At 70.0% G+C, this 25,430-nt stretch carries 19 protein-coding genes and 1 pseudogene; 14 read left to right on the top strand and 6 right to left on the bottom strand.

The window, feature by feature from the left end; genetic code table 11:
* Nucleotides 1-146 precede the first annotated feature (146 nt).
* The 7 genes from ACWGJP_RS08390 (at nucleotide 147) to ACWGJP_RS08420 (ending at nucleotide 10,850) form a co-directional block, all read left to right on the top strand.
* Entirely contained in the window at nucleotides 147-1,154 is a 1,008-nt protein-coding gene (locus ACWGJP_RS08390; RefSeq protein ID WP_452329301.1) for a PLP-dependent cysteine synthase family protein, read from the top strand.
* A gap of 228 nt (nucleotides 1,155-1,382) precedes the next feature.
* The gene (locus ACWGJP_RS08395) at nucleotides 1,383-2,789 is read left to right on the top strand and encodes an extracellular solute-binding protein (protein WP_452329302.1); all 1,407 of its coding nucleotides are present in this window, start codon (nucleotides 1,383-1,385) and stop codon (nucleotides 2,787-2,789) included.
* A 36-nt stretch (nucleotides 2,790-2,825) separates the two neighbouring features.
* Nucleotides 2,826-3,803, top strand: a complete 978-nt coding sequence (locus ACWGJP_RS08400) for a carbohydrate ABC transporter permease (RefSeq protein WP_452329303.1) — start codon at nucleotides 2,826-2,828, stop codon at nucleotides 3,801-3,803.
* Nucleotides 3,800-4,738: a carbohydrate ABC transporter permease gene (locus ACWGJP_RS08405; protein WP_452329304.1), complete on the top strand. Its 939-nt coding sequence runs from the start codon at nucleotides 3,800-3,802 to the stop codon at nucleotides 4,736-4,738. The genes ACWGJP_RS08400 and ACWGJP_RS08405 overlap by 4 nt, the downstream gene beginning before the upstream one ends.
* A gap of 31 nt (nucleotides 4,739-4,769) precedes the next feature.
* Complete coding sequence (locus ACWGJP_RS08410) at nucleotides 4,770-8,462, top strand: hypothetical protein (RefSeq protein ID WP_452329305.1); 3,693 nt, start codon at nucleotides 4,770-4,772, stop codon at nucleotides 8,460-8,462.
* Nucleotides 8,463-8,485: 23 nt separating this feature from the next.
* On the top strand, nucleotides 8,486-9,844 hold the full coding sequence (locus tag ACWGJP_RS08415; protein ID WP_452329306.1) for a Gfo/Idh/MocA family protein: 1,359 nt from the start codon (nucleotides 8,486-8,488) through the stop codon (nucleotides 9,842-9,844).
* 10 nt (nucleotides 9,845-9,854) lie between these two features.
* Nucleotides 9,855-10,850, top strand: a complete 996-nt coding sequence (locus ACWGJP_RS08420; protein ID WP_452329307.1) for a LacI family DNA-binding transcriptional regulator — start codon at nucleotides 9,855-9,857, stop codon at nucleotides 10,848-10,850.
* Between the two features lie 15 nt (nucleotides 10,851-10,865).
* Here the strand turns inward: ACWGJP_RS08420 and ACWGJP_RS08425 are convergent, their stop codons facing one another.
* Entirely contained in the window at nucleotides 10,866-11,459 is a 594-nt protein-coding gene (locus tag ACWGJP_RS08425) for a TetR/AcrR family transcriptional regulator (protein ID WP_452329308.1), read from the bottom strand.
* Nucleotides 11,460-11,542: 83 nt separating this feature from the next.
* Here ACWGJP_RS08425 and ACWGJP_RS08430 point away from each other — a divergent pair, with 83 nt between their 5' ends.
* Together ACWGJP_RS08430 and ACWGJP_RS08435 are read left to right on the top strand one after the other, a co-directional pair.
* Nucleotides 11,543-12,715, top strand: coding sequence for a hypothetical protein (locus ACWGJP_RS08430; protein WP_452329309.1), 1,173 nt, complete (start codon nucleotides 11,543-11,545; stop codon nucleotides 12,713-12,715).
* A 38-nt stretch (nucleotides 12,716-12,753) separates the two neighbouring features.
* On the top strand, nucleotides 12,754-13,755 hold the full coding sequence (locus ACWGJP_RS08435) for a hypothetical protein (protein WP_452329310.1): 1,002 nt from the start codon (nucleotides 12,754-12,756) through the stop codon (nucleotides 13,753-13,755).
* Between the two features lie 82 nt (nucleotides 13,756-13,837).
* Here the strand turns inward: ACWGJP_RS08435 and ACWGJP_RS08440 are convergent, their stop codons facing one another.
* Nucleotides 13,838-14,887 (bottom strand): 2,3-butanediol dehydrogenase, encoded by a 1,050-nt coding sequence (locus ACWGJP_RS08440; protein ID WP_452329311.1) that lies wholly within the window; start codon nucleotides 14,885-14,887, stop codon nucleotides 13,838-13,840.
* A 28-nt stretch (nucleotides 14,888-14,915) separates the two neighbouring features.
* Complete coding sequence (locus tag ACWGJP_RS08445) at nucleotides 14,916-15,467, bottom strand: hypothetical protein (protein ID WP_452329312.1); 552 nt, start codon at nucleotides 15,465-15,467, stop codon at nucleotides 14,916-14,918.
* A gap of 87 nt (nucleotides 15,468-15,554) precedes the next feature.
* Here ACWGJP_RS08445 and ACWGJP_RS08450 point away from each other — a divergent pair, with 87 nt between their 5' ends.
* Nucleotides 15,555-16,331 carry an SDR family NAD(P)-dependent oxidoreductase gene (locus tag ACWGJP_RS08450; protein ID WP_452329313.1) on the top strand — a complete coding sequence of 259 codons (777 nt, stop codon included), beginning with the start codon at nucleotides 15,555-15,557 and terminating at the stop codon, nucleotides 16,329-16,331.
* Between the two features lie 52 nt (nucleotides 16,332-16,383).
* On the opposite strand, the gene ACWGJP_RS08455 is transcribed toward ACWGJP_RS08450, so the two are convergent.
* Nucleotides 16,384-17,772, bottom strand: coding sequence for an MFS transporter (locus ACWGJP_RS08455; protein ID WP_452329314.1), 1,389 nt, complete (start codon nucleotides 17,770-17,772; stop codon nucleotides 16,384-16,386).
* Between the two features lie 86 nt (nucleotides 17,773-17,858).
* Here ACWGJP_RS08455 and ACWGJP_RS08460 point away from each other — a divergent pair, with 86 nt between their 5' ends.
* From ACWGJP_RS08460 to ACWGJP_RS08470, 3 genes and pseudogenes are all read left to right on the top strand, one after another.
* The gene (locus ACWGJP_RS08460; RefSeq protein ID WP_452329315.1) at nucleotides 17,859-19,208 is read left to right on the top strand and encodes a DUF222 domain-containing protein; all 1,350 of its coding nucleotides are present in this window, start codon (nucleotides 17,859-17,861) and stop codon (nucleotides 19,206-19,208) included.
* Nucleotides 19,209-19,247: 39 nt separating this feature from the next.
* A pseudogene (locus ACWGJP_RS08465) lies at nucleotides 19,248-19,919 on the top strand (NADPH-dependent F420 reductase); the annotation flags it as partial.
* A gap of 152 nt (nucleotides 19,920-20,071) precedes the next feature.
* Entirely contained in the window at nucleotides 20,072-20,449 is a 378-nt protein-coding gene (locus ACWGJP_RS08470; protein ID WP_452329316.1) for a hypothetical protein, read from the top strand.
* 97 nt (nucleotides 20,450-20,546) lie between these two features.
* Here the strand turns inward: ACWGJP_RS08470 and ACWGJP_RS08475 are convergent, their stop codons facing one another.
* Together ACWGJP_RS08475 and ACWGJP_RS08480 are read right to left on the bottom strand one after the other, a co-directional pair.
* Complete coding sequence (locus ACWGJP_RS08475) at nucleotides 20,547-20,891, bottom strand: hypothetical protein (RefSeq protein WP_452329317.1); 345 nt, start codon at nucleotides 20,889-20,891, stop codon at nucleotides 20,547-20,549.
* 95 nt (nucleotides 20,892-20,986) lie between these two features.
* Nucleotides 20,987-21,877, bottom strand: a complete 891-nt coding sequence (locus tag ACWGJP_RS08480) for a LysR family transcriptional regulator (RefSeq protein ID WP_452329510.1) — start codon at nucleotides 21,875-21,877, stop codon at nucleotides 20,987-20,989.
* Between the two features lie 90 nt (nucleotides 21,878-21,967).
* Here ACWGJP_RS08480 and ACWGJP_RS08485 point away from each other — a divergent pair, with 90 nt between their 5' ends.
* Complete coding sequence (locus ACWGJP_RS08485) at nucleotides 21,968-25,420, top strand: bifunctional proline dehydrogenase/L-glutamate gamma-semialdehyde dehydrogenase (RefSeq protein ID WP_452329318.1); 3,453 nt, start codon at nucleotides 21,968-21,970, stop codon at nucleotides 25,418-25,420.
* Nucleotides 25,421-25,430: the final 10 nt, after the last annotated feature.

Here is a 25,430-nt window from a genome sequence, read left to right on the forward strand (position 1 = left end):
GGTGCGTGTTGTGCCGAGTGCGCAGCCCGGGGTATCGTGCTCGTGTGTCCCTGACCTGTCGTTGTTGTCGCTGAGCGCCTCCGCTCGCCATCGACCGACCCCAGAACACCTGCGCCCCGCGGCGCTCTTCCCGTGAGGAACCTCCCGTGCGTTACGCCAACCACATCGCCGAACTCGTCGGCTACACCCCGCTCGTCCGCCTGAACGCGGTCACCGCAGGCGTCCGTGCCACCGTGCTCGCCAAGGTGGAGTACTTCAACCCCGGCGGCTCCGCGAAGGACCGCATCGCGGCATCCATCATCGACGCCGCCGAGCACGACGGCCACCTGAAGCCGGGCGGCACCATCGTCGAGGCCACGAGCGGCAACACCGGCGTCGGCCTCGCCCTCATCGCCCTGCAGCGCGGATACCGGATGGTGTTCGTCGTGCCGGACAAGTTCGACGGCGCGAAGGTCGCGACGCTGCGCGCCTACGGCGCCGAGGTCGTCATCACCCCGACGAACGTTCCGCCGAGCGATCCGCGCTCGTACTACAGCGTGGCGGCTCGCCTCGCCGCCGAGATCCCCGGCGCCTTCAACCCGAACCAGTTCGCGAACCAGAACGGTCCGCGCGGGCACTTCCAGACCACGGGCCCCGAGATCTGGACCGACACCGACGGCACCGTCACGCACTTCGTCGCCGGCATCGGCACCGGCGGAACGATCAGCGGCACCGGCCGCTATCTGAAGCAAGCCAGCTCCGGCGCCGTGCGCGTGATCGGCGCCGACCCTGAGGGCTCGATCTACTCCGGCGGACCCATCCACTCGTACCACGTGGAGGGCGTCGGAGAGGACTTCATGCCCGAGACCTTCGACGCCTCGGTCGTCGACGGCTACGAGATGGTCTCGGATGCCGAGTCGTTCGCCATGACCCGCAGGCTCGCGGCGGAGGAAGGGCTGTTCGTCGGCGGCTCCAGCGGCATGGCCGTCGTCGCCGCCCTCCGGGTCGCAGAGAAGCTCAGCGAGGACGACGTGGTCGTCGTGCTGCTGCCGGATCACGGTCGCGGCTACCTCGACAAGGTCTACGACGACGCCTGGCTCGCCGAGCGAGGCTTCGCCGTGCCCGAGCCGCAGCGCTCCCAGGCCGTCGCGGACGTCGAGGCCATCCTGGCCTGACGCTTCGCCGGCACCTCCTTCGTCGAAACCCACCGCCCGCCCTGTGCGTGCGGCGGGTTTCTGCGTGTCCTCGCGCCGCGGGAAGGCAGAGTCGCTCCACGGGTTTGAAAGCGGTTTCTGAATCTCCTTCTTGACACTGCGAATCGGATGCGCGAGAGTATAAAAACCGGTTTCAAGAAAGCGTTTCCTGAGTCGTGCTGAGCACGACCTCTACGAAGGAGTAGACACATGACACAGCAGTCCTGGGTCCGCACGATCGGCCTGGTCTCCGGCCTCGTCGTCGTCGCGGCCGGCCTCTCCGCCTGTTCCCCCGGAACAGCCGACGACAACCCCACCTCCGGGGCGGGCGCGACCTGCGACCCCGAGGCCGACGTCACGATCACGGTCGGCGAGCGCCCGACCTCCGACCAGGCGGCAACGCTCGAGGCGTGGGAGAACTCCATCGCCGCCTTCGAGGATCTCCACCCCAACATCACCATCGAGGATGAGGAGACCGCCTACGACGTCTCCACCTTCTCGGCTCTCCTCGTCGGCGGAACGCTGCCGACCACGCTCCAGGTTCCCTTCACCGACATCCAGGCGCTCATCTCGCGCGGCCAGGCCGCCGACATCACCTCCTACGTCGAGGACGACGAGGTGCTCAGCCAGCTCAACCCGCAGCTGACCGCGGTCACCCAGGACGGCGACGGCAGCACCTTCGGCATCGTCCGTGCCGCGTACACGATGGGCCTCATCTACAACCGCTCGCTGTTCGCGGACGCCGGCCTCGACCCGGACGCCCCGCCCACGACCTGGGACGAGACGCTCGAAGCGGCCACGGCGATCACCGAGAAGACCGGCGAGACCGGCTTCATCATCCCGACCACCGGCAACGTCGGCGGCTGGCTGCTCACCTCGATGGCGTACTCCAACGGCGACGTCGTCCAGGAAGCAGACGGCGACACCACGACGGTGACCCTCGACACGGACGGCATGCAGGCCAGCCTGCAGTTCCTGCACGACGTGCGCTGGGACGCGAACGCCGCCGGCGCGAACTTCCTGCTCGACAACAACGGCTCCCGTGACGACATCGCCGCCGGCTACATCGGACAGACGCTCAACGGCGCCAACCTCTACAACAGCCTCGTGGTCGGTCGCGGCATGCCCAAGGACGACTTCGGGCTCGCCCCGTTCCCGGCATCCGATGACGCGGTCGGCGTCCTCGGCGGCGGCAACATCCAGTGGTACAACCCCTCCGCCACCCCCGACCAGCTCTGCGCGGCCCTGGAGTGGACCAAGTACTACTTCCTGAACCGCTACGTCGACGAGGACGCCGCCGTGGCGTGGGCCGAGTCCCAGGTCGCCGACGACCTCCCCGTCGGGCTGCCCGAGGTCCCCGTCGTCTCCGACGAGCAGTACGCCCAGTTCCTCGGCTGGATCGAGCCGTACATCAACGTCCCGCGCGAGAACTACACGGCGTACATCGACAGCCTCGCGGATGCCGTGATCGTCCCCGAACCGGCGAAGAAGGCGCAGGAGCTGTACGCGGCCCTCGACCCGGTCGTCCAGGCCGTCCTCACCCGAGAGGACGCCGACATCACCGAGCTGCTGCAGACCGCCCAGGCCCAGGTCCAGGACCTGGTCGACGCCGAGTGATCCGCTGACGCATCCGTGATCAAGAGGAGGAGCACCATGTCCGCATCCGTCGTCGAAGACGCCCCCGCGCAGGCGGTCGGGTCCGTCGAAGTCGGTGCTCCTCCTCGGCGAGCCCGCCGCACCCCCCTCGAGGCCCTCACCCGGTGGTCTCGCAGCGGCGGGTTCGCCACCCTTCTCGTCTTCGTCCCGCTGCTGGTCACCTTCGGCTACTTCGCCTGGTGGCCGATCCTGAAGAGCCTCATCCTCGCCTTCCAGAAGACCGACCTCTTCACGGAGCCGACCTGGGTCGGCCTCCGAAACTTCGAACGGGTGCTCGCCGATCCTCTGCTGTGGACGGCGGCGGGCAACACCGTGTGGTTCGCCGTGCTCGCGCTGCTGATCGGCTTCCCGCTGCCGATCCTCGGCGCCATCGCGATGGCGGAGCTCCGGCGCACACGGCAGATCGCGAGCGTGCTCGTCTACCTGCCGGTGATCATCCCGCCCGTGGTCAGCGTGCTGCTGTGGAAGACGTTCTACGAGCCGAGCGAGTCAGGCCTGTTCAACACCGTGCTCGGCTGGTTCGGGGCGGGGCCCGTCGGGTGGCTGCAGGACCCGGCGTTCGCGATGCCGGGCATCGTCATCCAGTCGACCTGGGCGACCGCGGGAACGGCCACGATCATCTACCTCGCCGCGATCATGTCGGTGCGCACCGAGCTGTACGACGCCGCCGAGGTGGACGGCGCCTCGGTCCTGCGCCGCATCTGGCACGTGACGCTCCCGCAGCTGCGCAGCGTGATCCTGCTCATGCTGCTCCTGCAGATCATCGGCACCATGCAGGTGTTCACCGACCCGTTCGTGATGACCGGCGGCGGGCCGGAGAACCGCACCGTGACCCTCCTCATGCTCATCTACAACTACGCGTTCCTGTCCGGAGATTTCGGCAAGGCCACCGCTCTCAGCCTCCTGCTCGCGCTGGTGCTCGGCGTGATCTCCGTCATCTACCTCCGCCTCACGAAGAAGTGGAGCCAGTCATGACCTCCCTCACCTCGACCGTCCGCCAGATCGCCCGCAAGCGCAGGGACGAGCAGGATGCGGAGGACCGCACCAACGTCTCCGACCTCGACCGGCGCCGCCCCGGAGTCCGGATCACGATGGTGGTCATCGCCGTCGTCGTGGTCGGCGCGCTCGCCGTGATGTCCGCCGGCCCGCTGCTCTGGCTGTTCAAGTCGGCGCTGTCCACGAGCCAGGACATCCTGCGCGATCCGTTCGGCTGGTGGCCGAGCGGCGTGCAGTGGCAGAACCTCGCGGATGCCTGGGAGAAGATCCGCATCGGGCAGTACCTGCTGAACACGATCTGGATGACCCTCGGATGCTGGTTCTTCGGCCTCCTCGTCGCCGTCACCGGCGGCTACGGCATCGCGATCCTGAAGCCGAAGTACGCCGGCGTCGTCAACGCCGCCGTGCTCGCGACGCTGTTCATCCCCGGGGTCGTCTCGCTCATCTCGCTGTACGTCACGGTGCTCGACGTGCCCCTCATCGGGGCGAACCTCGTCAACACCTTCTGGGCGGTGTGGCTGCCCAGTGCAGCGAGCGCCTTCAACGTGCTGCTCGTCGCACGGTTCTTCGACGGCCTCCCCAAGGACGTCTTCGAGGCGGCGAGGATCGACGGCGCCGGTGTGTTCCGCGTGCTCTGGTCGATCGTCCTGCCGATGTCCAGGCCCGTGCTCGGCGTCGTCTCGCTGCTCACGATCGTCGCGGCGTGGAAGGACTTCCTGTGGCCGCTGCTCGTGCTCCCCTCGCCCGAGCTGCAGCCGCTGTCGGTCGGCCTCTATCGCATCAGTGACACGGCCCCGACGAGCCTGCTCATGGCAGGGATGTTCATCTCCGTCATCATCCCCGTCCTCCTGTTCGTCCTCTTCCAGAAGCAGTTCCTCCGCAGCGCCGGCCAGGCCGGCGCGATCAAGGGCTGAGCGACGGCGCTCGGTCCGGAAAGCGAGAACCATGCGCATCCGGCGACTCATCGCGGCCTCCACGGCCGTGCTCCTCACCGCCGTCCTGTTCGCCTCGACGCCGATCGCGGCACAGGCGAGCATCGCGGAATCCGACTCCTTCGAAGGGTGGACGACGACGGTCTCCGGCTCGCCGGACTTCATCGTCTCGGCCGACGAGGAGAACGTCCATGACGGAGCGGCCTCGGCACGCATCCGATACGACACCCCGTACTCGAACAGCTACGTCGACCTGCGGCAGTCCATCAGGGCGAACGGCGGGACGACGTACGCGATGAGCGCCTGGGTGCGCACCGAGGATCTCTCCTCCTCGAGCGCGGCCTACGTCGTGCTCAGCGGCGACCACTCCCAGCGGGTCGAGCTGCCGGCCGGCACATCGGAGTGGACCAAGCTGGAGTGGAGCTACACCCAGCCCGCGGGGAGCATGACGTTCGTCATGCGACTGCTCGTCCGCGGCGTCGGCACGGTGTGGGTGGACGACGTGCGGATGGTCGCCCAGGGCGCGGATGCGAACCTCGTTATCAACGGCTCCTTCGAGGAGCACGACCCGCCGCCCGGCACTCTCGCCTTCTCGGACACCGCGCTGGTCTACACCGCCGGGGAGGCATCCCTCGGGGTCACGACGCTCGGCACGGAGGTCGACTGGGAGGTGCGGGCGGCCTCCGGGCAGCGCGTCGATGCCGGACAGGAGACCGCGTCTGCGGGGGAGGCGTCGATCGACCTCGCGGGCCTGCCGGTCGGCCACTACCGGATCAGGATGACGATCGACGAGCCGGTCGTCGCCGTGCGCGAAGCGGCGCTGTCGATCGTCTCGGCGACCGAGGCCTCCGGTGAGAGCCCCGTCGGCCTCGCCGTGCACGTCAATCGCTACTCGGTCGACCAGGTGGATGCGCTGATGGCGCCGCTGGGCGCCGGCTCGCTGCGCGAGGGGCCGTCGTGGGACACCATCGAGACCTCTCCCGGCGTCTACGAGTTCCCCGCGCTGTTCGACGCGCAGATCGCTGCGGCGAAGGCCAGAGGCGAGCGGCCGCTCGTCATCCTGGCGTACTTCAGCCGCTGGTACGACGAGGGGAAGACCCCGAGCTCCCCGGAGGGCATCCAGGCCTTCGCCGCCTACGCGGCCGCCGCGGCAGAGCACTACGGGCCGGACGTCGACTACGAGATCTACAACGAGTTCAACCACTCCTTCAACACGGGAGCGTGCGGGATGACCGCCGCGTGCTACGAGCAGCTCCTCGAACCGGCGGCGGCGGCGATCCACGCGGCGGCCCCCGGCGCGAGGGTGGTCGGTCCTGTCCTCGCCGGCGCGGACTGGACGTTCTTCGAGGAGCTCTTCGCCCTCGGCGCCCTCGAGCACCTGGATGTGGTGAGCTATCACACCTACGACTTCCCCGTCGCTCCCGAGGGCAAGACCGAGGCCGGCGTCGCGCGACTGCGCGGGCTCATCGAGGAGTACGCCCCGGAGGGCGCCGACATCCCCATCTGGCTCAGCGAGCACGGCTGGCCGACGACGACCGGCGGTACGACGGAGCAGGAGCAGGCGGCGTACTACCTGCGCTCGGCCGCGCTGCTGGAGGCCGCCGGCATCGAGAAGATCGTGTTCTACGAGCTCATCGATTCCGGCGCCAACCCGGCCGAGCAGGAACACAACTTCGGCATCGTCAGCAGGCCCACCGACGGCGGCACCGCGCTCTCGCCCAAACCGGGTTACTCGGCGCTGGCGGCGTTCATCCGGCTGACCGCCGGACGGGAGCTCGTCGGCGTCGAGACCGTGGGCGACGTGCGCATCGCGACGTGGACGGGGGATGCCTCATCCGACACCGTCAGGATGCTCTGGGCGCCGGACGGCCACGGGGTGGTGCGCACTCAGATCGGCGCGTCGGCACGGCTCGTCAACACGGACGGGCGCGAGTGGCGGGTGCGCCCGAACGGACCGCTCGAGCTCGCGCTGAGCGGCGACCCCGTCTTCGTCGTCGGGGCCTCGGGTGCGCCCGCGGCAGCCGAGGCCGCCGTCTCCGTCGCCACGCCCGCGGAGATCGCGCTGGATGCGGGAGCGGACGTCCCCGTGCAGGTGGATGGATCGGCCCTCGCGCTCACCGGGAGCGTGACCGTCGCGGGCCCCGTGGGTGCCGCAGCCGCCCTCCCCGCCACGGGCTCGCAGTACACCGGAACACTCGCCCTCGCCCCCTTCCGCGATCTCGGGCTCATGCCCCTCTCGTACACCGTGCGGCAAGGCGACGGCGTCGTCGCCTTCGTCGACGCCGAGACGGAGGTGGTGACCAATCCCGTGCTCGCCTTCGGCCCGGTGGCCGCCGGGAGCACGGTCGACCAGGTGCTGGACGTGCGCAGCCTCGCCGGCGCGGGAGACGTTGCGCTCAGCGACATGGCGTGGCGGATCGGCGGGCAGGAGGGCGTGCTCGACACGGTGACGGTGCCGGGTGGCGAGAGCCGTTCCATCCCCATCCCCGTCGACGGCATCGCCGACTGGGCGCCCGTCGACTACGAGATCACGGCGGTCGCCGAGGGCGCCACGCGCACGCTCAGCGGCACGACCGTGTCGGCCCCGATCGCGGCGACGTCCGCGGGCGCGGACAGCGTGAGCATGACCGAGCACGGTGCTTACGTCGCGATCGCCGGCCAGGCCCCGGATCAGGCGGATCTGGATCCGGAGTTCGCTCTGAGCTGGAGCTCGGAAGGCCTGCGCATCCGCGTCGACGTGCAGGACGACGACCACACGGCGGCGGCCACCGTCGATCGGCTGTGGAGCGGTGATTCCGTGCAGTTCGCCGTCGCCCGCGGGCTTCCGGGAGAGGCCACCGCATCGCGCGTGGAGTTCGGCGCGTTCCTCGGCACGGACGGACCCGGCGTCTACCGGTACACCGCGCCGGTGGGCACGCAGACCACGGTCTCGGCGGAGATCGATCGCACCGGCACGACGACGGGCTACGACCTGCTCGTGCCGTGGGGGGAGCTCGGCATCGATCCCGCAGACGGCGCGTTCTCGTTCTCCCTCCTCGTCAACGACAACGACGGCGGAGTCAGGCAGGGCTTCTACGAATGGGGTAGCGGCATCGGGTCGTCGAAGAACGCCGCGCTGTTCCTGCCCGTCGTGCCGATGCCGGCCGCCGCTGTGGCATCCGCCATCTTCGTGGACGGGCAGGAGCTCGCGGGATTCGACGCAGCGACGACCGAGTACGAGATCGGCGCGCTCGCCGGAGGGCCGCTGCCGGTCATCAGCGCCACGGCCCAGGACGGGGCCGAGATCGAGATCGTCCAGGCGGCAGCGGCGCCCGGCAGTGCGGTGGTGACCGTCTCGCAGGATGGACGGCCGAGCACCACCTACACGGTCGCCCTCCGACGTGACGTCGGCGACGACGCGGCGGCTGCGGCATCCGTCACCGGCATCTGCGTGGACGACCGCGCGGCGCTGCGCGTCGTGGTCGAGAACACCGGGCCGTTCGCAGAGGACGTCAGGGCGACGACGACGTTCGACGATCAGAAGAAGGCACGGCTCGCCGCCGGTGACACCGTCGAGCTGACCCTCGCCACGGATGATGCGGTGCTCTCGGCCGGCGACGTCCGCATCGCGGCCTACGTCCCGTACGCGGCGCCCGACCGAGCCGCCTCCTACGCGGAGTTCCGCATCCCCAGCCCCGCGGTGGATTGCACCGCGCCGAAGCCATGACCCTGCAAGGAGCGCCTGCCCCGATGTCCCATCCCACCCGCTACGCCCTCGTCGGCACCGGCTCCCGCGCACAGGTCTACCTCGACGCGATCATGCAGCGTCACGAGTCTGCCCTGCTCGTCGCCTGGGCGGACACGAACGCCGGACGCCTGGACTGGAACGAGGAGCGCTGGATCGAGGTGGATGCCGTGGTGCCGCAGCGCTTCGACGTCGCCGACCTCGAGAGCGCCGTCGGCCGGTTCGACATCGACCGCGTGATCGTCGTCGCACCCGACTTCGCGCATGCCGATCTCGTCGTCGCCGCGCTCGACGGGGGAGCGGACGTCATCGTCGAGAAGCCGCTCACGATCGATGAGGACGGTGTGCGGCGCATCGCGGATGCCGTGGAGCGCACGGGTCGGGACGTGACCGTCACTTTCAACTACCGCTACTCCCCGCGCAACAGCGCACTGCGTGAGGTCATCGCCAGCGGGGAGATCGGCGAGGTCACCTCGGTGAGCTTCGACTGGATGCTCGACACCTCGCACGGCGCGGACTACTTCCGCCGGTGGCACCGGCAGAAGACGAACTCCGGCGGGCTGCTCGTGCACAAGTCCTCCCACCACTTCGACCTCGTCGGCTGGTGGCTCGGCGATGTGCCCGAGCGGGTGTACGCCAGCGGCGGGCTGAAATTCTACGGCGCCGACAACGCGCGACGGCGGGGCCTCGGTCAGGGGCCCGCACGCGGGTCCGACGACGCCGCGGGCGGAGACCCGTTCGCGCTCGACCTGCGCGCGCACGAGGTGCTTCGCGGTCTCTACTACGACCAGGAGGGGCATGACGGCTACCTGCGTGATCGGAACGTCTTCGACGAGGGGATCACGATCGAGGACAACCTCGCCGTCATCGTCGACTACGTCGGCGGCGCGACCCTGAACTACAGCCTCAATGCCCACTCGCCCTGGGAGGGATACCGGGTCGCCGTGAACGGCACACGGGGACGCGCCGAGCTGACGGTCGTGGAGCGGGGAGCCATCCTCCTCGATGACGACGGTCGCGTGCGGGTCATCGATCCCAGCGCCACGCCGGAGGACGTCGCCCAAGAGACGGGGCGCCCCGTCGGCGAGCACCTCGTGGTCCAGGCGCATTTCGCGGCCGCGCAGGAGCGGGACATCCCGGTCGTCGAGGGCGGCCACGGCGGAGCCGACGCCGCTTTGATGTCCGATGTCTTCGACGGGGCAGGCGAGGACCCGCTCGGATGCGCCGCATCCTGGCAGGACGGCGTGCGCGCCCTCTCCGTCGGCGTCGCGGCGAACCGCTCCCTGGCGACCGGCATGCCCGTCGTCGTCCGCGAACTCGACTTCGGCCCCGCGAGCCCGCTGGTCCGGCATGCGCACGCCTAGAATCTCGAAGATGTCGACTCAACGGATCGTTCGGCTGAGCGACGTCGCCACCGTCGCCGGAGTGTCGTTGGCGACGGCGTCGAAGGCCCTCAACGACAGCCCTCTCGTGTCGGCCGCCACCAAGGCCAGGGTGCGGGAGGTCGCGGCGCGGCTCGACTTCCGTCCGAACGCCCTCGCGCAGTCCTTCGCCTCAGGGCGGAGCCAGGTGATCGGGGTGCTCACGCACCGCGCCAGCAGCAGCTTCGCTCGTCTGGTCGTGATGGGGGCCGTCGTGGAGCTCGGCGATCGCGAGCGGGCCGCGCTCGTGCTGGACGGTCGGATCCGCGTGCAGCAGGAGATGGCCGAGAGCATCCGGAAGCTCCGCGACCGACGCATCGACGGGCTCCTCGTCGTCGGCGCCGGTCATCGGCAGGCGATGCCGTCCGTGACGCATCAGTTCGAGGTGCCCGTCACCTATGCGTACACATCGTCGGATGCGCAGGACGACGTGACCTATCTGCCGGATGACGAGGCGGCGGGCTATCTCGCGACCCGGCATCTCATCGAACGAGGGCGCACCCGTATCGCGCACGTCACCGCCGAGGAGACGAACATCCCCACCGCACGTCGGGAGGTGGGGATGCGGCGCGCGCTCGAAGAGGCCGGGTTGAAGCCGGTGAGCACCGTGCACGGGAACTGGCGTCGGGAGTGGGGTGTCGCCGGTACCGAGCGCCTGCTCGATGAGGGCGTCGTGTTCGACGCGATCTTCTGCGGCAACGACCACATCGGCTTCGGCGTGCTGGAGGCGCTGGCCGCGCGTGGACTCTCCGTTCCTGACGATGTCGCCGTCGTCGGGGTGGACAACTGGGAGGAGGTGATCGTCGACCAGGAGCTGCGGCGCCTGACGACGATCGACCTCGATCTCACAGGGCTCGGTCGCAGGGCCGCCGCGAATGTGGTCGACCCCCAGGGGGAACCGGGAGAGCGACTCATCGCACCGAGCCTCGTGCTCGGTCCGTCGAGCTGATCGCTGCGACGCCGTTCAGCCGCGCAGGACTCCGGGGATCGCCGCGAGGAACCTCTCCTCGTCGAAGTCGCCGAAGATCGTCTTCTGCAGTGCGAAGCCGGGGATGAGCGACATCAAGACCGGCGCGGTCGCCCGCGCCCACGCCGCGGGGTCGGCGCCGACGGGGAGCTGCTCGGGGTTGGCCCGGCCCCACGGCTCGAGCGTCGAGGCGATGGTCTCCCGCATCCCGCCGACGGTCTCCGCGACGAGGGTCCGCAGCTCCTGATCGACCGCGGCCTCTGCCCAGACCTGCACGACCGCGGGCATCGGCGCCTGCGTCCGGACGCCGTCGATGAGCAGCCGGGCGATATCGGCGGGGGACAGTGGGCGCCGTGAGGCCGCCCCGCTGAGCTCGGACCTGCGGTCGCCGATCACGAGCAGGGCGACGCCGCGGATGAGGTCCTGCTTGCCGCTGAAGTACCCGTAGATGGCGCCGGCGGACAGCCCTGACTCCGTGATGATGTCGACCATGGAGGTCTGCTGGTACCCGTTGCGGGTGAAGCATCTCAGGGCGGCCTCGAGGATCGCACGCCGGCGCTCCTCGCGCGTGCGCTCGCTGATCTTCGGCATCCGGCCCCCTTCGATTGACAAGCCTAGGACAGGAGGAGCATTCTATAAAGAACGAATATTCGTTTTTATTGAAAGAGGCCATCATGTCAGCTTCCGAGACCGCCGCACACACCCCGTGGGGGCGCGTGGTCGGCATCGGTGTCGCCCTCTCCCTCGTTGTCGGGGTGATCCTCCTCGCCTTCGCGTGGCCGTCGATCACGGCATCCCCGACGGATCTGCCGGTGGGCATCGTCGGAACCGATGATCAGGTCGAGCAGCTGGAGGATGCCGTCGCCGAGCAGTCGGACGGCGCTGTCGCCCTGCAGCGCTACGACGATCGCGAAGACGCCGTCGCCGCCATCGAGCAGCGCGAGGCGTACGGCGCCGTCGTGCTCGGAGCGGAGATGACGGACGCGCCGGAGGTGCTCAAGGCGACCGCCGCCAGCGCCCAGGTCGCCGCGGTCATGGACGGCCTCGCACGACAGCTCCAATCGCAGATCGACGGGAAGATCCGCACGCAGATCGAGCAGACCCTGACGCAGGCCCAGGAGGGGATGGCCGCAGCCGTCCAGGCTGCCGTGCAGGCGGCGCTGTCCGGCCGGGCCCCGACGGCGCCCGGCGATGCGGCAGCCGTCGAGCTCCCCGAGGTGACGGTCGTCGTCACCGACATCGCACCGTTCTCCGAGGATGATCCCAACGGAGCCGGACTCACCGTGGCGATGTTCCCGATGCTGCTCGGCGGGATGATGGGCGGCATCGTGCTGACCCTTCTCGTGAAGGGCACGGCTCGTCGGCTGATCGGCGTCGTGGTGTACTCCGCGGCGGCGGGACTCGTGCTCAGCGGTGTGCTGCACTCATGGCTCGGTGCGCTCCCCGCCGGCTACTGGCTGAATGCCGCTGCCCTGGCGCTCACGATCGCGGCGATCTCGGCGACCATCACAGGGCTCGGCGGGCTGTTCGGCGCTGTCGGCGTCCCGATCGGCGCCGTGCTGATGATGCTCGTCGCCAACCCGATCGCCGCAGCGACCGTTCCGGTGGAGTTCCTCGTCTCGCCGTGGGGTGCGATCGGACAGCTCATGCCTCCGGGGGCGGCCGGCACGCTGCTGCGCAGCATCTCGTACTTCCCCGACGCCGACGTGACCGCGCCATGGCTGGTGCTCGGCATCTGGACCGTCGTGGGCCTCGCACTCACCGCGGTCGATCTGCCCGCGCGGCGCACCCGTGCCGCAGAGGCCGTGTCCGAGCGCGCGGGATCGACGCAGCCTGCGGTGGCCTGAGCGTCCGGGTCGTTCTGGCTCGCCCCTATGCTGATCGGGTGAGCCAGAACGCGCGGGAGAGCACGGACCCCACGCGGCGGCTTCTGCTCAGCCCGTGGCTGTGGTCTGTGATGCTGCTCGTCGCCGCGGCCGTCTGGCTGCGGGTGACCGACGACCTCGGCTTCGCCGCGTACCTCCTGATGCTCGTCGGGGGCGTGCTGGTCGGCGTCGGGTTCGTGAACGCCACCTTCCGGATGCCGCCTCGCGCCGGTCTGCTCGTGCACCTGCTGGGTGCCGTCGCGAGCGGAGCGGCGCTGGCCGTGCTCGCCTCGATCGAATCCGCGTCGATGGACGGCGCCCCGCGCCCCGTCGTCATCGTGGTCACCGTCGTGCAGTTCGCCGCGATTCCCGCCGCAGGCTGGATCCTGATCGGACTGCTCGGCCGCATCGGCTCGGCGATCAGTGCGAGGGACGCCGCGAAGGCACCGGTACGCATCGGTCCGGCGTGGGAGGAGGAGCGGGATCGAGCAGAGCTCCGCTTCGCCGCGATCCCGCTGGACATGAAGGCGCTCACGGCGGTGATCGTCGGCGTCGTCGTGGTCGGCGGGTCGATCGTCGCCGCGGTCATGATCGCCACGGGCGATCTCGCCGAACGGCTCGGGGCGCGCATCGTGATCATCGTGATCGGCGTCCTCGTCGCTCTGCCCGCGTACGCCATCGTCAGCGCGGTGCTGCGGCGTCGTACCGTCGCCGCGACGGTCGAGATATCCCGCGACCGCTTGCGCGTGGATGCCGGGGGCATCCGCGTCGATCTCGCCCTCGACGAGGTGGACGAGCTGCTCTGGCGTCCGGACAGCGACTATGCGCGCTTCGAGGTGCGCGCAGATCGGCTCCACCTCACTCTGAACGCCGGGCTCGCGAAGGTGCCCAAGAGCGTGGCGCCGCAGCTGCCGGAGCTGACGCGTCCGATACGGACGCGGCTCGAGCGAGCGGGCCTTCAGCGGCGGCGCGGGCGGCACGGTGCCACTCTCTACCGTCGTGAGGCCGGAACCGTTCACTGACGGCGGGGCCGGCCGCCTCCGGTGTCTCGGATGGTCGCCTTCGAGTCGTCGACGCGACCATCCGGGACACCGGCTGAACGACTCAGTGCGACGAGACGAGGATCTTCGCGCCGACGCCGCCGCGCAGGGCGTGGATCGCGTCGACGACGCCCTCCAGCGTCGTCTCCTGCACCCAGCCCGTGGTGTCGTAGACACCGCGTGACATCGCCTCGATGACCGCGTCGAAGTCCTCGGGCAGGTAGGCCAGAGCGCCGGCGATCTCGGTCTCCGCCATCACGAGCTGGGTGGGCAGGAAGTCCATCGTGCGCTCGTGGATGGCGACCACCACCAGGCGTCCGCCGGGGGCGAGGCTGGCGAGGCCGGACGTGATCGCGGGGCCCGCTCCGGCGGCGTCGAAGGCGACATCGACACCGTTCCCGTCGCTGAGGACGGCGACCGCCGCGGCGAGGTCTTCGTTCACAGGGTCGACGACCGTGGCGCCCAGGGCGGCGATCGTCGCGCGGCGGTCGGCGCTGGGCTCCGAGACGAGCACCTTCTCGATGCCCCGCGCCTTCAAGGCGAACCAGACGCCGATGCCGATGGGGCCGGCCCCGGCGATGAGGGCGGTGCTGCCGGCATCCGCGCCGCTGCGCGAGACGGCGTGCCAGGCGACGGACATGGGCTCGACGAGTGCGCCGAGGCGCAGGTCGACGTTCTCGGGGAGCACGTGCAGCTTGGATGCCGGGACCGTGGTGAACTCGGCCATGCCGCCGCCGTTCGAGCTCAGGCCGTGGAAGCCGATCGTCCGGCAGGCGTTGTACATGCCCTTGCGGCAGGCCGGGCACTCGCCGCAGTAGTACACCGGCCAGACGGCGACGCGGTCGCCGACGGCGACATCCGTGACGCCCTCGCCGAGCTCGACGACGGTGCCGGAGAACTCGTGTCCGAGGATCTGCGGCAGGGTGGAGCCGGTCACCGGGTGCGGGTGGTCGAAGTCGAGGCCGGCCGCCTCAGGGGAGTAGTACACGTGCAGGTCCGACCCGCAGATGCCCGCGTAGGCGTTGCGGAGCTTGACCTCGCCAGGGCCGGGGCTCGGCTCAGTGACCTCCTCGACGCGGAGGTCCTCCTGCGCGTGGAACACTGCTGCCTTCATGATTCCTTCTTTCTGTCGTGCGGCGGCTTCAGCGCAGCCACCACTCGGGGGAGGCCGCGAGGATCAGCTCGACGGCCAGGTCGATGTCCGCGGCACCGCCGCGCACCCACTCCTCGATGGCGCCGACGGTTCCGGCCGCGGCGTACGCGGTGGCGATCCGCAGGGCGGCCTCGTCGTCCGCGAACAGGGGCGGGAGGATGCCGGGGTGCAGCCGCGCCCAGAGGTCGAGGCCCGAGCGGATCGCTCCCTCGAGATTGCTGCGCACGGGAGCTGCGAGGAGCGGGCTCATCGCGCCGCGGTACACGGGGAGGCGATGCTGGATGTGCGCGAGGAGCGCCCGCTCGCCGTCGCCGATCGCGTCGGTGTCGGGTAGCACTTCCATCGCCTGCGCGATCTCGGCGGCGAGGGCATCGGCGAGAAGCTCTACAGGGCCCTGGGCGTGCCGGTAGAAGGTGTCGCGTGTGACGCCCGCTTCGACGCAGATCGCCGAGACGGTCACATCGTCGATCGGGATGCTGCTCGCGAGGGTCAGCACAGCGCTGCGGAGGCTCTCCCTGGAGCGTCGCGACCGTGCGTCCATGCTTCGATTATATCGGACACATGTCAGATAAGGAGCGTAGTGTTGTGGACGGAAGCGACGCGGAAGTCGCGTCGCGGAGAGAGAGCAATGACTGGATTCGAGAACAGCGTCGCCGTCGTCACCGGAGGGGTGTCCGGTATCGGAGCGGCGATCACTCAGCGACTCGTCGACCGCGGCGCGAAGGTCTTCGTCGCCGACATCAACGCCGACGCGGTGGCCGCGGCATCCGACACCTTCGGGCCGAACGTCGAGGGCCTCCGTACCGACGTCACCGACGAGGCCTCGATGGAGGCGCTGTTCGCGGCGGCCGTCGAGCGGTTCGGCACCATCGACGCGGTCTACAACGTCGCGGGCGGCTCGAAGCCCGCGGCTGTCGTCGACATGGACCTCGCCACCTGGGACTTCAACATCAAGCTCAATCTGTACGGCGCGTTCCTGGGCACAAAGCTCGGCGCGAAGCAGTTCATCGCCGAGGGCAAGCAGGGCGCGATCGTGAACATCGCCTCGCTGAACTCGCAGGTGCCGATGCACTTCGGTGCCGGATACTCGACGGCCAAGGCCGGTGTCGTGATGCTGACCAAGAACGCCGCGCTGGAGCTCGGCGGGAAGGGCATCCGGGTCAACGCGGTCTCTCCCGGTCTCGTCGCCACCCCGCTCACCGGCGGGCTGCTGTCGCTCGACGGCGTCATGGATGCGTACATCGACCGCATCCCGGCCGGGCGCCCGGCCGATCCCGACGAGATCGCGGGCGTCGCGCTGTTCCTCGCGTCCCCTGACGCCTCGTACGTGAACGGCGAGAACATCGTCGTCGACGGCGCATGGGCCACGACGGGCTACCCGGACCTGCGTCCGTTCATGGGCTGAGGGCTGCTGCGCCCCCCCCCGGGACGCGGGGAAACGGGCCGGGGGTGACCTGTCAAGCCGCAGGCGGGGGTGATCCGATGTCGCCCTCGCCTGCGGCCGTGGGTGTGCGGATGCCGATCCACGAGACGACCCCGCCCGCAGCGAACAGCGCCGCCGTCACCCACGCCGCGCTGTGGAACCCGGCGAGATCGAGAGTGCCGCCCACGATCGTCGAGAGCATCGCGACGACGATCAGGCCCGCGACGCGCGAGACCGCGTTGTTCACCGCGGAGGCGATCCCCGAGCGCCGCTCGTCGATCGCGCCGAGGATGGCAGAGGTGAGCGGGGCCACGGTCAGCGAGAGGCCGACGCCGAGGACGAGCATCCCTGGCAGGATCTGCCACCAGTAGTCGAACTCCGCTCCGACGAGGAGCAGCAGCAGGGCTCCGCCGGCCATGATCAGCGGGCCGGCCGTCATGAAGATCCGCGGGCCGAAGCGCCCGGCCAGTGCGCCGGCCCTCGAGCTGAGCAGGATCATGAGGATCGTGATGGGCAGGCTCGCGAGCCCTGCCGCCGTGGCACTGAGCCCCGCACCCTGTTGCAGGTACACGCCGATGACGAACCCGTTCAGCGACAGTGCGGCGTAGACGAAGAGGGTGGCGAGGTTGCCCCAGCCGAAGTTGCGTACTCGGAAGAGGGAGAGCGGCATCATGGATGCTTCCGTGCGCTGGCGGGCGAGGAATGCGGCGAGCATCACGACGCCTGCGGCGGCCGGGAGCCAGATCGCGGGGGATGTCCAGCCCAGGTTCGGCTGCTCGATCAGCGCGAACACCACGCCGCCGAGGCCCAGCGCGCACAATGCTCCGCCCAGCCAGTCGACGCGGACGCCGCTCGGGTGCTCGTCCAGCTTCAACCGTGCGAGCAGCACGAGGGTGATGGCGATGGGGATGACGTTGATGAGGAAGACGAAGCGCCAGGAGAGATAGTCGACGAAGAGCCCTCCGATGAGCGGGCCGACCAGTTGTGCCGCCGTCGTGAAGGCGGTCCATACGCCGATGGCCCTGGACTGCACGCCGGCGTGCATCGTCGCCGTGATGAGGGCGAGCGAGCTCGGGACGAGCAGCGCGCCCGCCGCGCCCTGGGCTGCGCGGGCGGCGATGAGCATCACCGGATCGAGCGATGCTGCCACGGCGATCGACGCGATGCCGAACGCGATGAGCCCGATGCGCATGATCCGCACGCGGCCGTAGGCGTCGGAGGCGGAGCCGGCGAGCAGGATCAGCGCGCTCAGGGTGATGAGATAGGCGTCGACAGCCCATTGCTGCGTGGTGATGCCGCCGCCGAGCTCCTCGCTGATCGCGGGCAGGGCGACCGTGACCACAGTGCCGTCGAGGAACGTCACGAAGGAGGCGAGCACCGCGATGGTGATCACCAGGCGCTGGGTGGGAGAGAAGGTCGCCATGGCCAGACTCTACGCCCTTGGCGTCCATCGAATCAATGTTCTATCTATTGTTGACAGAAGAGAAATGTTATTGGTATATTTGGATCATGAAGAATCCGATGCAGGGTCTCGTGGAGGCGGTCGATGCGCTCCGCTCTGCATGGGGTGACGCGCCGGACGTCTCCGGCCTCACGGGTTCGCCGCTGGTCGATCTGCTTGATGCTCTCGGTCTCGTGCACCGCCTCGCGGATGCCGCGCTCGCGGAGGTGGCGGCCCGGATCGCGGAGGAGTCCCGTCCTGAGCTGGGGGCGGAGTCGCTGGCGAAGCAGCAGGGCTACCGCAATACCGCGCACCTGGTGGCGGCGGGAACGGGAGCGTCGACGGGGGAGGCATTCCGGCTCGTGAAGACGGGCGAGGCGACGGCGCCGCGGATGACGTTCGGCGGAGAAGCGGCGCCGGCGCGGCATCCGCACGTCGCCGAGGCTCTGCGTGCGGGACGGCTCGGGATGCCTGCCGCATCCCGGATCGTGACGATGCTCGACCGTGTCGCGATCACGGCCGGCCGTGATCGGGTGGATGAGGGTGAGCGCATGCTGGCCGAGCAGGCGCCGGGTCTCAGTCTCGACCAGGTCGGCAAGCTGATCGTGCGGGTCGAGGCGTGGCTGGATCCGGACGGCATCGAGCCCCGCGCGGAGGAGGCCAGGGCGAGCAGGTCTATGACGATGTTCGAGCGCGACGGGCTGTTGCACATCAATGCCGTGCTGGACGCGATCGCCGGGGCGTCCGTGAAGACCGCGATCGATGGCTATGTCTCGGCGCAGTTCCAGGCGCGAAGGAGCGATGCTCTCGAGGAGGATCGCCGCACGGTGGCGCAGCTCCGCGCAGACGGGCTCACGGCTCTCGCCGAACACGCCCTCGGCTGCGAGCAGAAGGACGTGCCCCTGAACGGCGCGCGCGTCGTGGTGCGCATCGATCTCTCGGCGCTGGAATCAGGGACGGGGATGGGAACGGTCGACGGGGTCGACCAGCCGATCAGCGCGGCCGCGGCGCGGAGGCTCGCGGCGGGCGGAGGGGTCATCCCGTGGGTCTGCGGATCAGAGGGCGAGATCCTCGACTGGGGCAGGGAGAGGCGCCTCGTCACCCCGGCTCAGCGGCTGGCTCTGGTCGAGCGGGACGGCGGATGCGCGATGTGCGGGCTGCCGCCGGGGATGACCAAGGCGCATCATCTCCGATGGTGGCACCGGGATGCGGGAAGAACGGATCTCGCCGATGGGGTCCTGCTCTGCGAGACGTGTCACCATCGCGCCCACGACAACGGCTGGGAGATCGAGATCGAGGGTGTCGGCGTGTTCGCGAAGGTCTGGTTCATCCCGCCGCCTCATGTCGATCCCGACCGCGTTCCTCGCCTGGGCGGCCGGGCGAGATACGACCTCGCGGTCCATGCCCGTGCAGCGTGACGTCATGTTGCATCTGCGGGGAATCCTCGGCCCCGGGTCGCGGTTGACGCCCGCATGACCACTTTCGGAATCATCGGAGCAGGACACATCGGATCGCAGGTGGCGCGCGCTGTCACCGCGCTCGGCCATGAGGTCGTCATCGCGAACTCGAGGGGGCCCGAGACCCTTGCCGGCCTCGTGGCCGAGCTCGGTCCCACGGCGCGCGCCGCGACCGCGCAGGAGGCGGCGGAGGCGGGCGACGTCGTCATCGTGACCGTCCCGCTCTCCGCGTACCGGAGCATCCCCGCCGCACCGCTCTCAGGCAAGATCGTGCTCGACACGAACAACTACTACTGGGAGCGCGATGGCCACATCGCGGAGCTGGATCGTGGCGAGGCGACGACCTCGGGTCTGCTTCAGGCGCACCTGCCGGAGGCGAAGGTCGTGAAGGCCTTCAACCACATCGGCGCCGCCGACATCACGACGACGGGCAGCCCGGCCGGCACGCCCGGCCGCCGAGCGCTCGGCACGGCATCCGACCACGCCGACGCCATCGCCTTCGTGACCGACCTCTACGACCGCATCGGATTCGACACCGTCTCGGCCGGCTCTCTGGCCGATTCCTGGCGCCTCGAACGCGACCGCCCCGCTTACGTCGTCCGCCAGGACGCCGACCAGTTGCGTGAGAACCTCACGAAGGCGTTCCGCGTCCGTGCGGAGGACAACGCCTGACGCCCGCTCCCACCGGATTCATCGGATCCACCATCGACGCGCACCGGGTCGCGGGGCTACTCTGACCACAGGCGGGTCTCCTGCCCGCTTCTCACCGGCGAGAGCCGCCACGACGAGCGAGGTGCGAGATGGATTCAATGATGATGGGCGCCATGTCCAAGGACATGATGGCGATGCCCGGCATGGACATGATGGACATGTCCGTCATGCAGGCCTGCATGGATGCCTGTGCGGCGTGCGAGCAGGCCTGCACGGTGTGTTCGATGCAGATGATGGACTGCTCGCCGGCGTGCATGAACTGCGCCGACATGGCCGGCACCATGATGCGGTCGATGCTGCGGATGCAGGGCATGACGCCCGCCGTGATGATGTCGATGCTCGACGCCTGCATGGCCATGTGTCAGATGTGCATGGATGCCTGCATGGAGCACGCCGACCACAGCGAGGTCTGCAAGATGTGCGCTCAGGCCTGCAAGGCGTGCATGGATGCCTGCATGGCGATGAAGAACATGATGATGGCGGCTGCCTGAGGGCGCCCGCACTCGCGCTTGCTGAGCGCGTGACCGTCGCTCGCTGAGCCTGTTTCCCTGCTCGCTGAGCCTGTCGAAGCGTGCTGCCTGGCGGTGCTCAGGCGGCGACGTTGAACTGCGTGCGCCCCACCGCGAGCACGTGATAGCGCGGGTGCAGGGCGACGGGCGTTCCGACGGCGGCCTCGAGTGCTGCGCCCGAGCCGTTCCACAGCGTGTGCGCCGTGCCGTCGAGATCGCGCACGACGAGGTCGCCGGTGATCGCATCCGCCGACTCCACGATCCCGTCGACCCACTCCGCCGGCGTCGCGGAGGCGAGGCGCGCCTGGATGAGATGCAGCGCGTGGCCGGGTGCGAACGAGGAGCAGACATCGCCGTGGTCGCACATGCACGCCGCACGCTCACGCACCTGAAGGGGCGAGAAGGCGGGCTGCTGGCTGGACACGATGATCTCCGATCGACGGGTGTGGTGTTCAGGCAAGAGTAGGTCGGCTTCACCGGCCCGCCAAGAAACGCGAAACGGGGCGAAACAAACCGCTCTCAGCGGGGGCGATGCGCCGCGAGCGCCTCGGCCAGGGCGTCCCGCACAGCGGCGATCGCCGCGCTGTCGCGCGATCCGGAGCGCGTCGCCGCGAAGATCTCCCGCACCGGCGAGCCCGGCAGCTCCAGCAGCCTCACCGTCGACCGATCGCCGGTCCAGACCAGATCCGGCAGCATCGCGGCGGCGTGCCCCGCGGCTACGAGGCGCACGTGGGCGATGAGATCCGTCGCCTCGAACCGGACATCCGGTTCGAACCCGGCCGCACGGCACTGCTGCACGGCCCACTGGCGAACAGCCGCGCCCTGCGGCTCGAGCGCCCACGGGCGATCGGCGAGGTCGGCCAGGCCCTGAGCCGAATCCCCCGGTGGCACGGCGAGACGAATCGGATCCCGCCCCAGGAGGGTGCGGTCGACGCCCGCGGGAACCTCACGGGTGTGCCCGGGGTACTGCTCGGCGACGACGAGGTCGAAGGACCGGGCGCGCAGCTCGAACAGCGCCGTCTCCGGTGCGAGCTCGACCATCTCCAGCCGGAGCCCCGGCATCCGCTCGGCGAGCAGCGAGAGCGCCGGCGGCACGAGGCCTTCTGCGGCGGTGGGCATCACCGCGATCCGCACCGCGGCGGGTGCGTGCCGGGATCCGGCGAGCTCGGCGCGCGCCGCCTCATCGGCTTCGAGAGCACGCGCGGCGTGGTCGGCGAGGAGACGCCCCTGCGGCGTCAACCGCACCCGCCGGCCGTCGGGCTCGAGCAGGGGGGTGCCGGCCTCGCGCTCGAGCAGGGCGAGCTGCTGCGAGACGGTCGACGGGCTGTACGACAGCGCGGCGGCGACCTCGGCGATCGTGCCGCGCAGCGCCAGCTCGTGCAGCATCCTCAGGCGACGGAGCTCGAACAACAGCATCCCTCCGATCTTCGATGATCCCGAACGGTACTCATCGTAAATGCTCGCTTTTCCTGAACGATACCCGGTCGCACACTGAGAGACATGACCCAGACGACTCCCGCCCCGACCGGCCGCGCCGAGCTCGCCGCCCTCGCCGACGATGCCGTCGCGCTCGTGCGGCGCTGGCTCGTCGAGAGCCGGGACGTGCCGACCGACACCGCAGCGAAGCGCCTGGCCGGCGTCCTCAGCGACCCGCACGGCCTCGACTTCACCGTCGGCTTCGTCGACGGCGTCGTCCGTCCGGAGGATCTCGCGGTCGCCGCGGCGAACCTCCATGACCTCGTGCCGCTCACGCCGAGGTTCCTGCCCGCGCCGCTGCGGGGGCTCATCCGGCTGGGCGGAGCGCTCGCCCCCGCCTTCCCCCGCATCGTCGTGCCCATCAGCCGCCGCGTCCTGCGCGGCATGGTCCGCCATCTCATCGTCGACGCGACGGATGCGAAGCTCGGCAAGGCCATCGGTCGCATCCGCTCCACCGACGGCGTGCACCTGAACGTCAACCTCCTCGGCGAGGCCATCCTCGGCGAGGAGGAAGCCGCGCGCCGCCTCGCGGGAACCCGACGGCTCCTGGAGCGCCCCGATGTCGACTACGTCTCGATCAAGGTCTCCTCGACGGTCGCGCCGCACAGCCCATGGGCGTTCGAGGATGCCGTGGAGCATGCGGCGGAGGCGCTCATCCCGCTCTACCGGATCGCGGCGACCCGGGGGAAGTTCATCAACCTCGACATGGAGGAGTACAAGGACCTCGACCTCACGATCGCGGTGTTCACGGCCATCCTCGACCGGGACGAGTTCCTCGGGCTCTCCGCGGGGATCGTCCTGCAGGCGTACCTGCCGGATGCCCTGGGCGCGATGATCCGCCTGCAGGAGTGGTCCGCGGCGCGCGTCGCGCGCGGTGGCGCGGACATCAAGGTGCGCCTGGTCAAGGGCGCGAACCTGCCGATGGAGCGGGTGGATGCCGAAAGCCACGACTGGCCGCTCGCGACCTGGCACAGCAAGGAGGCATCGGATGCCTCCTACAAGGCGGTGCTCGACTACGCGCTGCGCCCGGAGCACGTGCGTCATATCCGACTCGGCATTGCAGGACACAACCTCTTCGACATCGCCCTCGCGTGGCTGCTCGCGAATCAGCGCGGGCTCGTCTCTCCCGGCTCGGCGCCCCAGGGCGTCGAGTTCGAGATGCTCCTCGGGATGGCCTCGGCGCAGGCCGAGGTCGTGCGCCGCACCGTTGGCTCGCTGCTGCTGTACACCCCGGTCGTGCACCCCGGTGAGTTCGACGTCGCGATCGCCTATCTCATCCGTCGGCTCGAGGAAGGCGCGTCCACGGACAACTTCATGTCCGCCGTCTTCGACCTCGATGAGGACCCCGCACTGTTCGCGCGCGAGCGCGACCGGTTCCTCGCATCCATCGCGTCGATGCCCGCGGAGGTGCCCGGGCCGAATCGCACGCAAGATCGCACGCGGCCCGCGACGCCCGCATCGAGCAGCTCCTTCGCGAACACCCCGGACACCGACCCGAGCCTCGCAGCCAACCGGGCGTGGGGCGACGGCATCCGCTCCCGCATGCGGACCTCGGAGCTCGGTGACGACACCGTCCGGCAGCACACGCTCGCGGATGCCGCAGCCCTCGACGCCGTGATCGCCGCCGCGACCGCGGCAGGGGAGTCGTGGCGCGCCCTCGGTGCCGAGGGGCGCGCGGCGATCCTGCACCGCGCCGGCGACGTGCTCGAAGCCCGGCGCGGAGACCTCCTGGAGGTGATGGGCTCCGAGGCGGGGAAGGTCCTCGAGCAGGGCGACCCCGAGGTCTCGGAGGCGATCGACTTCGCGCACTTCTACGCGGAGAGCGCGAAGCGCCTCGAGGCGATCGAGGGGGCGACTCCTCGCCCGGTCGGGCTCACCGTGGTCACGCCGCCGTGGAACTTCCCCGTCGCGATCCCGGCCGGCTCCACACTCGCGGCGCTCGCGGCCGGCTCCCCGGTCATCATCAAGCCGGCCCGTCAGGCCCGCCGCTCCGGCGCGGTCATGGTCGAGGCGCTCTGGGAGGCCGGCGTCCCTCGGGACGTGCTCCAGTACGTGCAGCTCGACGGTCGCGAGCTGGGTCAGCGGCTGATCAGCGACCCCGCCGTCGAGCGGGTCATCCTCACCGGCGGGTACGAGACGGCAGAGCTGTTCCGCGGCTTCCGTCCCGACCTTCCCCTGCTCGCCGAGACGAGCGGCAAGAACGCGATCATCGTCACCCCCTCCGCCGACCTCGACCTGGCGGCCAAGGACGTCGCGTACTCCGCCTTCGGGCATGCAGGGCAGAAGTGCTCCGCGGCATCCCTCGTCATCCTGGTGGGAACCGTCGCCGCGAGCGAGCGCTTCCGTCGACAGCTCGTCGACGCGGTCGGCTCCTACAAGGTCGGCGACCCCAGCGACGGCTCCAGCCGCATCGGCCCGCTGATCGGCCCCGCCGAGGGCAAGCTCCTGCATGCCCTCACGACGCTGGAGCCCGGCGAGAGCTGGGTGCTGAAGCCGCAGAAGCTGGACGACGATGGCCGGTTCTGGCGCCCGGGCATCCGCGACGGCGTCGCCGCCGGCAGCCCCTTCCACCTCACCGAGTACTTCGGGCCGGTGCTCGGCATCATGACCGCGAAGACGCTTCAGGAAGCGACGGCCCTCGTCAACGCCATCGACTACGGCCTCACGAGCGGTCTGCACTCGCTGGACGAGGACGAGATCGCCGCCTGGCTCGCGGACGTCCAGGCCGGGAACCTCTACGTCAACCGAGGCACCACCGGGGCGATCGTCCAGCGCCAGCCTTTCGGCGGCTGGAAGAAGGCGGCCGTCGGCGCCGGCACGAAGGCGGGAGGGCCGAGCTACCTCATCGGCCTCTCCGACTGGGACGACGCCCCGATCACTGCGGATGCTCCGACGGATGCCGTCTCGCAGGCGGCGCTCGCCGCGGCATCCGCCCTGGCGGACGAGGACCGCGCCTGGCTGCAGGGCGCCCTCGCGACGGACGTCGCCGCCTGGGATGCGGAGTTCGGCGTCGTGCGCGACGTCACAGGGCTCACGACCGAGCAGAACGCCCTGCGCTATCAGGCGGTCCCCGTCACGATCCGGTTGGAGCGGGCCACCGACGCTCAGGCGATCCGCGTGATCGCTGCGGGCATCCGCGCCGGCGCACGGCTCTCCGTCTCGACGAGCGCGCCGCTGTCGGCATCGATCGCCGGATGGGCGGGGGAGAACGGCATCGGTGTCGCGGTCGAGGATGCCGCGGGCTGGAGTGCGCGCGCAGCGCGCCTGGCCGAGTCCGACGGACGCATCAGGCTCGTCGGCGGCAGCGCGCGGGAGCTGGCCGAGGCCACGGGCGGCTCGCCAGCGGTCGCGGCGTACGCCGGTCCGGTCGTGACGGCTGGCAGGATCGAACTGCTGCCGTACCTGCGGGAGCAGGCCGTCTCGATCTCGGCGCACCGGTTCGGAACCCCGCACCGGCACGATATCCCGCTGCTCTAGGAGATGCATC

Source organism: Microbacterium sp. NPDC055903 (assembly GCF_053615555.1).

Coding starts and splice junctions, on each gene's coding strand:
- ACWGJP_RS08405 (WP_452329304.1), top strand. CDS start 3,800: ATGACCTCCCTCACCTCGACCGTCCGCCAGATCGCCCGCAAGCGCAGG.
- ACWGJP_RS08445 (WP_452329312.1), bottom strand. CDS start 15,467: ATGGACGCACGGTCGCGACGCTCCAGGGAGAGCCTCCGCAGCGCTGTG.
- ACWGJP_RS08470 (WP_452329316.1), top strand. CDS start 20,072: ATGTCCAAGGACATGATGGCGATGCCCGGCATGGACATGATGGACATG.
- ACWGJP_RS08440 (WP_452329311.1), bottom strand. CDS start 14,887: ATGAAGGCAGCAGTGTTCCACGCGCAGGAGGACCTCCGCGTCGAGGAG.
- ACWGJP_RS08455 (WP_452329314.1), bottom strand. CDS start 17,772: ATGGCGACCTTCTCTCCCACCCAGCGCCTGGTGATCACCATCGCGGTG.
- ACWGJP_RS08410 (WP_452329305.1), top strand. CDS start 4,770: ATGCGCATCCGGCGACTCATCGCGGCCTCCACGGCCGTGCTCCTCACC.
- ACWGJP_RS08395 (WP_452329302.1), top strand. CDS start 1,383: ATGACACAGCAGTCCTGGGTCCGCACGATCGGCCTGGTCTCCGGCCTC.
- ACWGJP_RS08460 (WP_452329315.1), top strand. CDS start 17,859: ATGAAGAATCCGATGCAGGGTCTCGTGGAGGCGGTCGATGCGCTCCGC.
- ACWGJP_RS08400 (WP_452329303.1), top strand. CDS start 2,826: ATGTCCGCATCCGTCGTCGAAGACGCCCCCGCGCAGGCGGTCGGGTCC.
- ACWGJP_RS08485 (WP_452329318.1), top strand. CDS start 21,968: ATGACCCAGACGACTCCCGCCCCGACCGGCCGCGCCGAGCTCGCCGCC.
- ACWGJP_RS08430 (WP_452329309.1), top strand. CDS start 11,543: ATGTCAGCTTCCGAGACCGCCGCACACACCCCGTGGGGGCGCGTGGTC.
- ACWGJP_RS08425 (WP_452329308.1), bottom strand. CDS start 11,459: ATGCCGAAGATCAGCGAGCGCACGCGCGAGGAGCGCCGGCGTGCGATC.
- ACWGJP_RS08415 (WP_452329306.1), top strand. CDS start 8,486: ATGTCCCATCCCACCCGCTACGCCCTCGTCGGCACCGGCTCCCGCGCA.
- ACWGJP_RS08450 (WP_452329313.1), top strand. CDS start 15,555: ATGACTGGATTCGAGAACAGCGTCGCCGTCGTCACCGGAGGGGTGTCC.
- ACWGJP_RS08420 (WP_452329307.1), top strand. CDS start 9,855: ATGTCGACTCAACGGATCGTTCGGCTGAGCGACGTCGCCACCGTCGCC.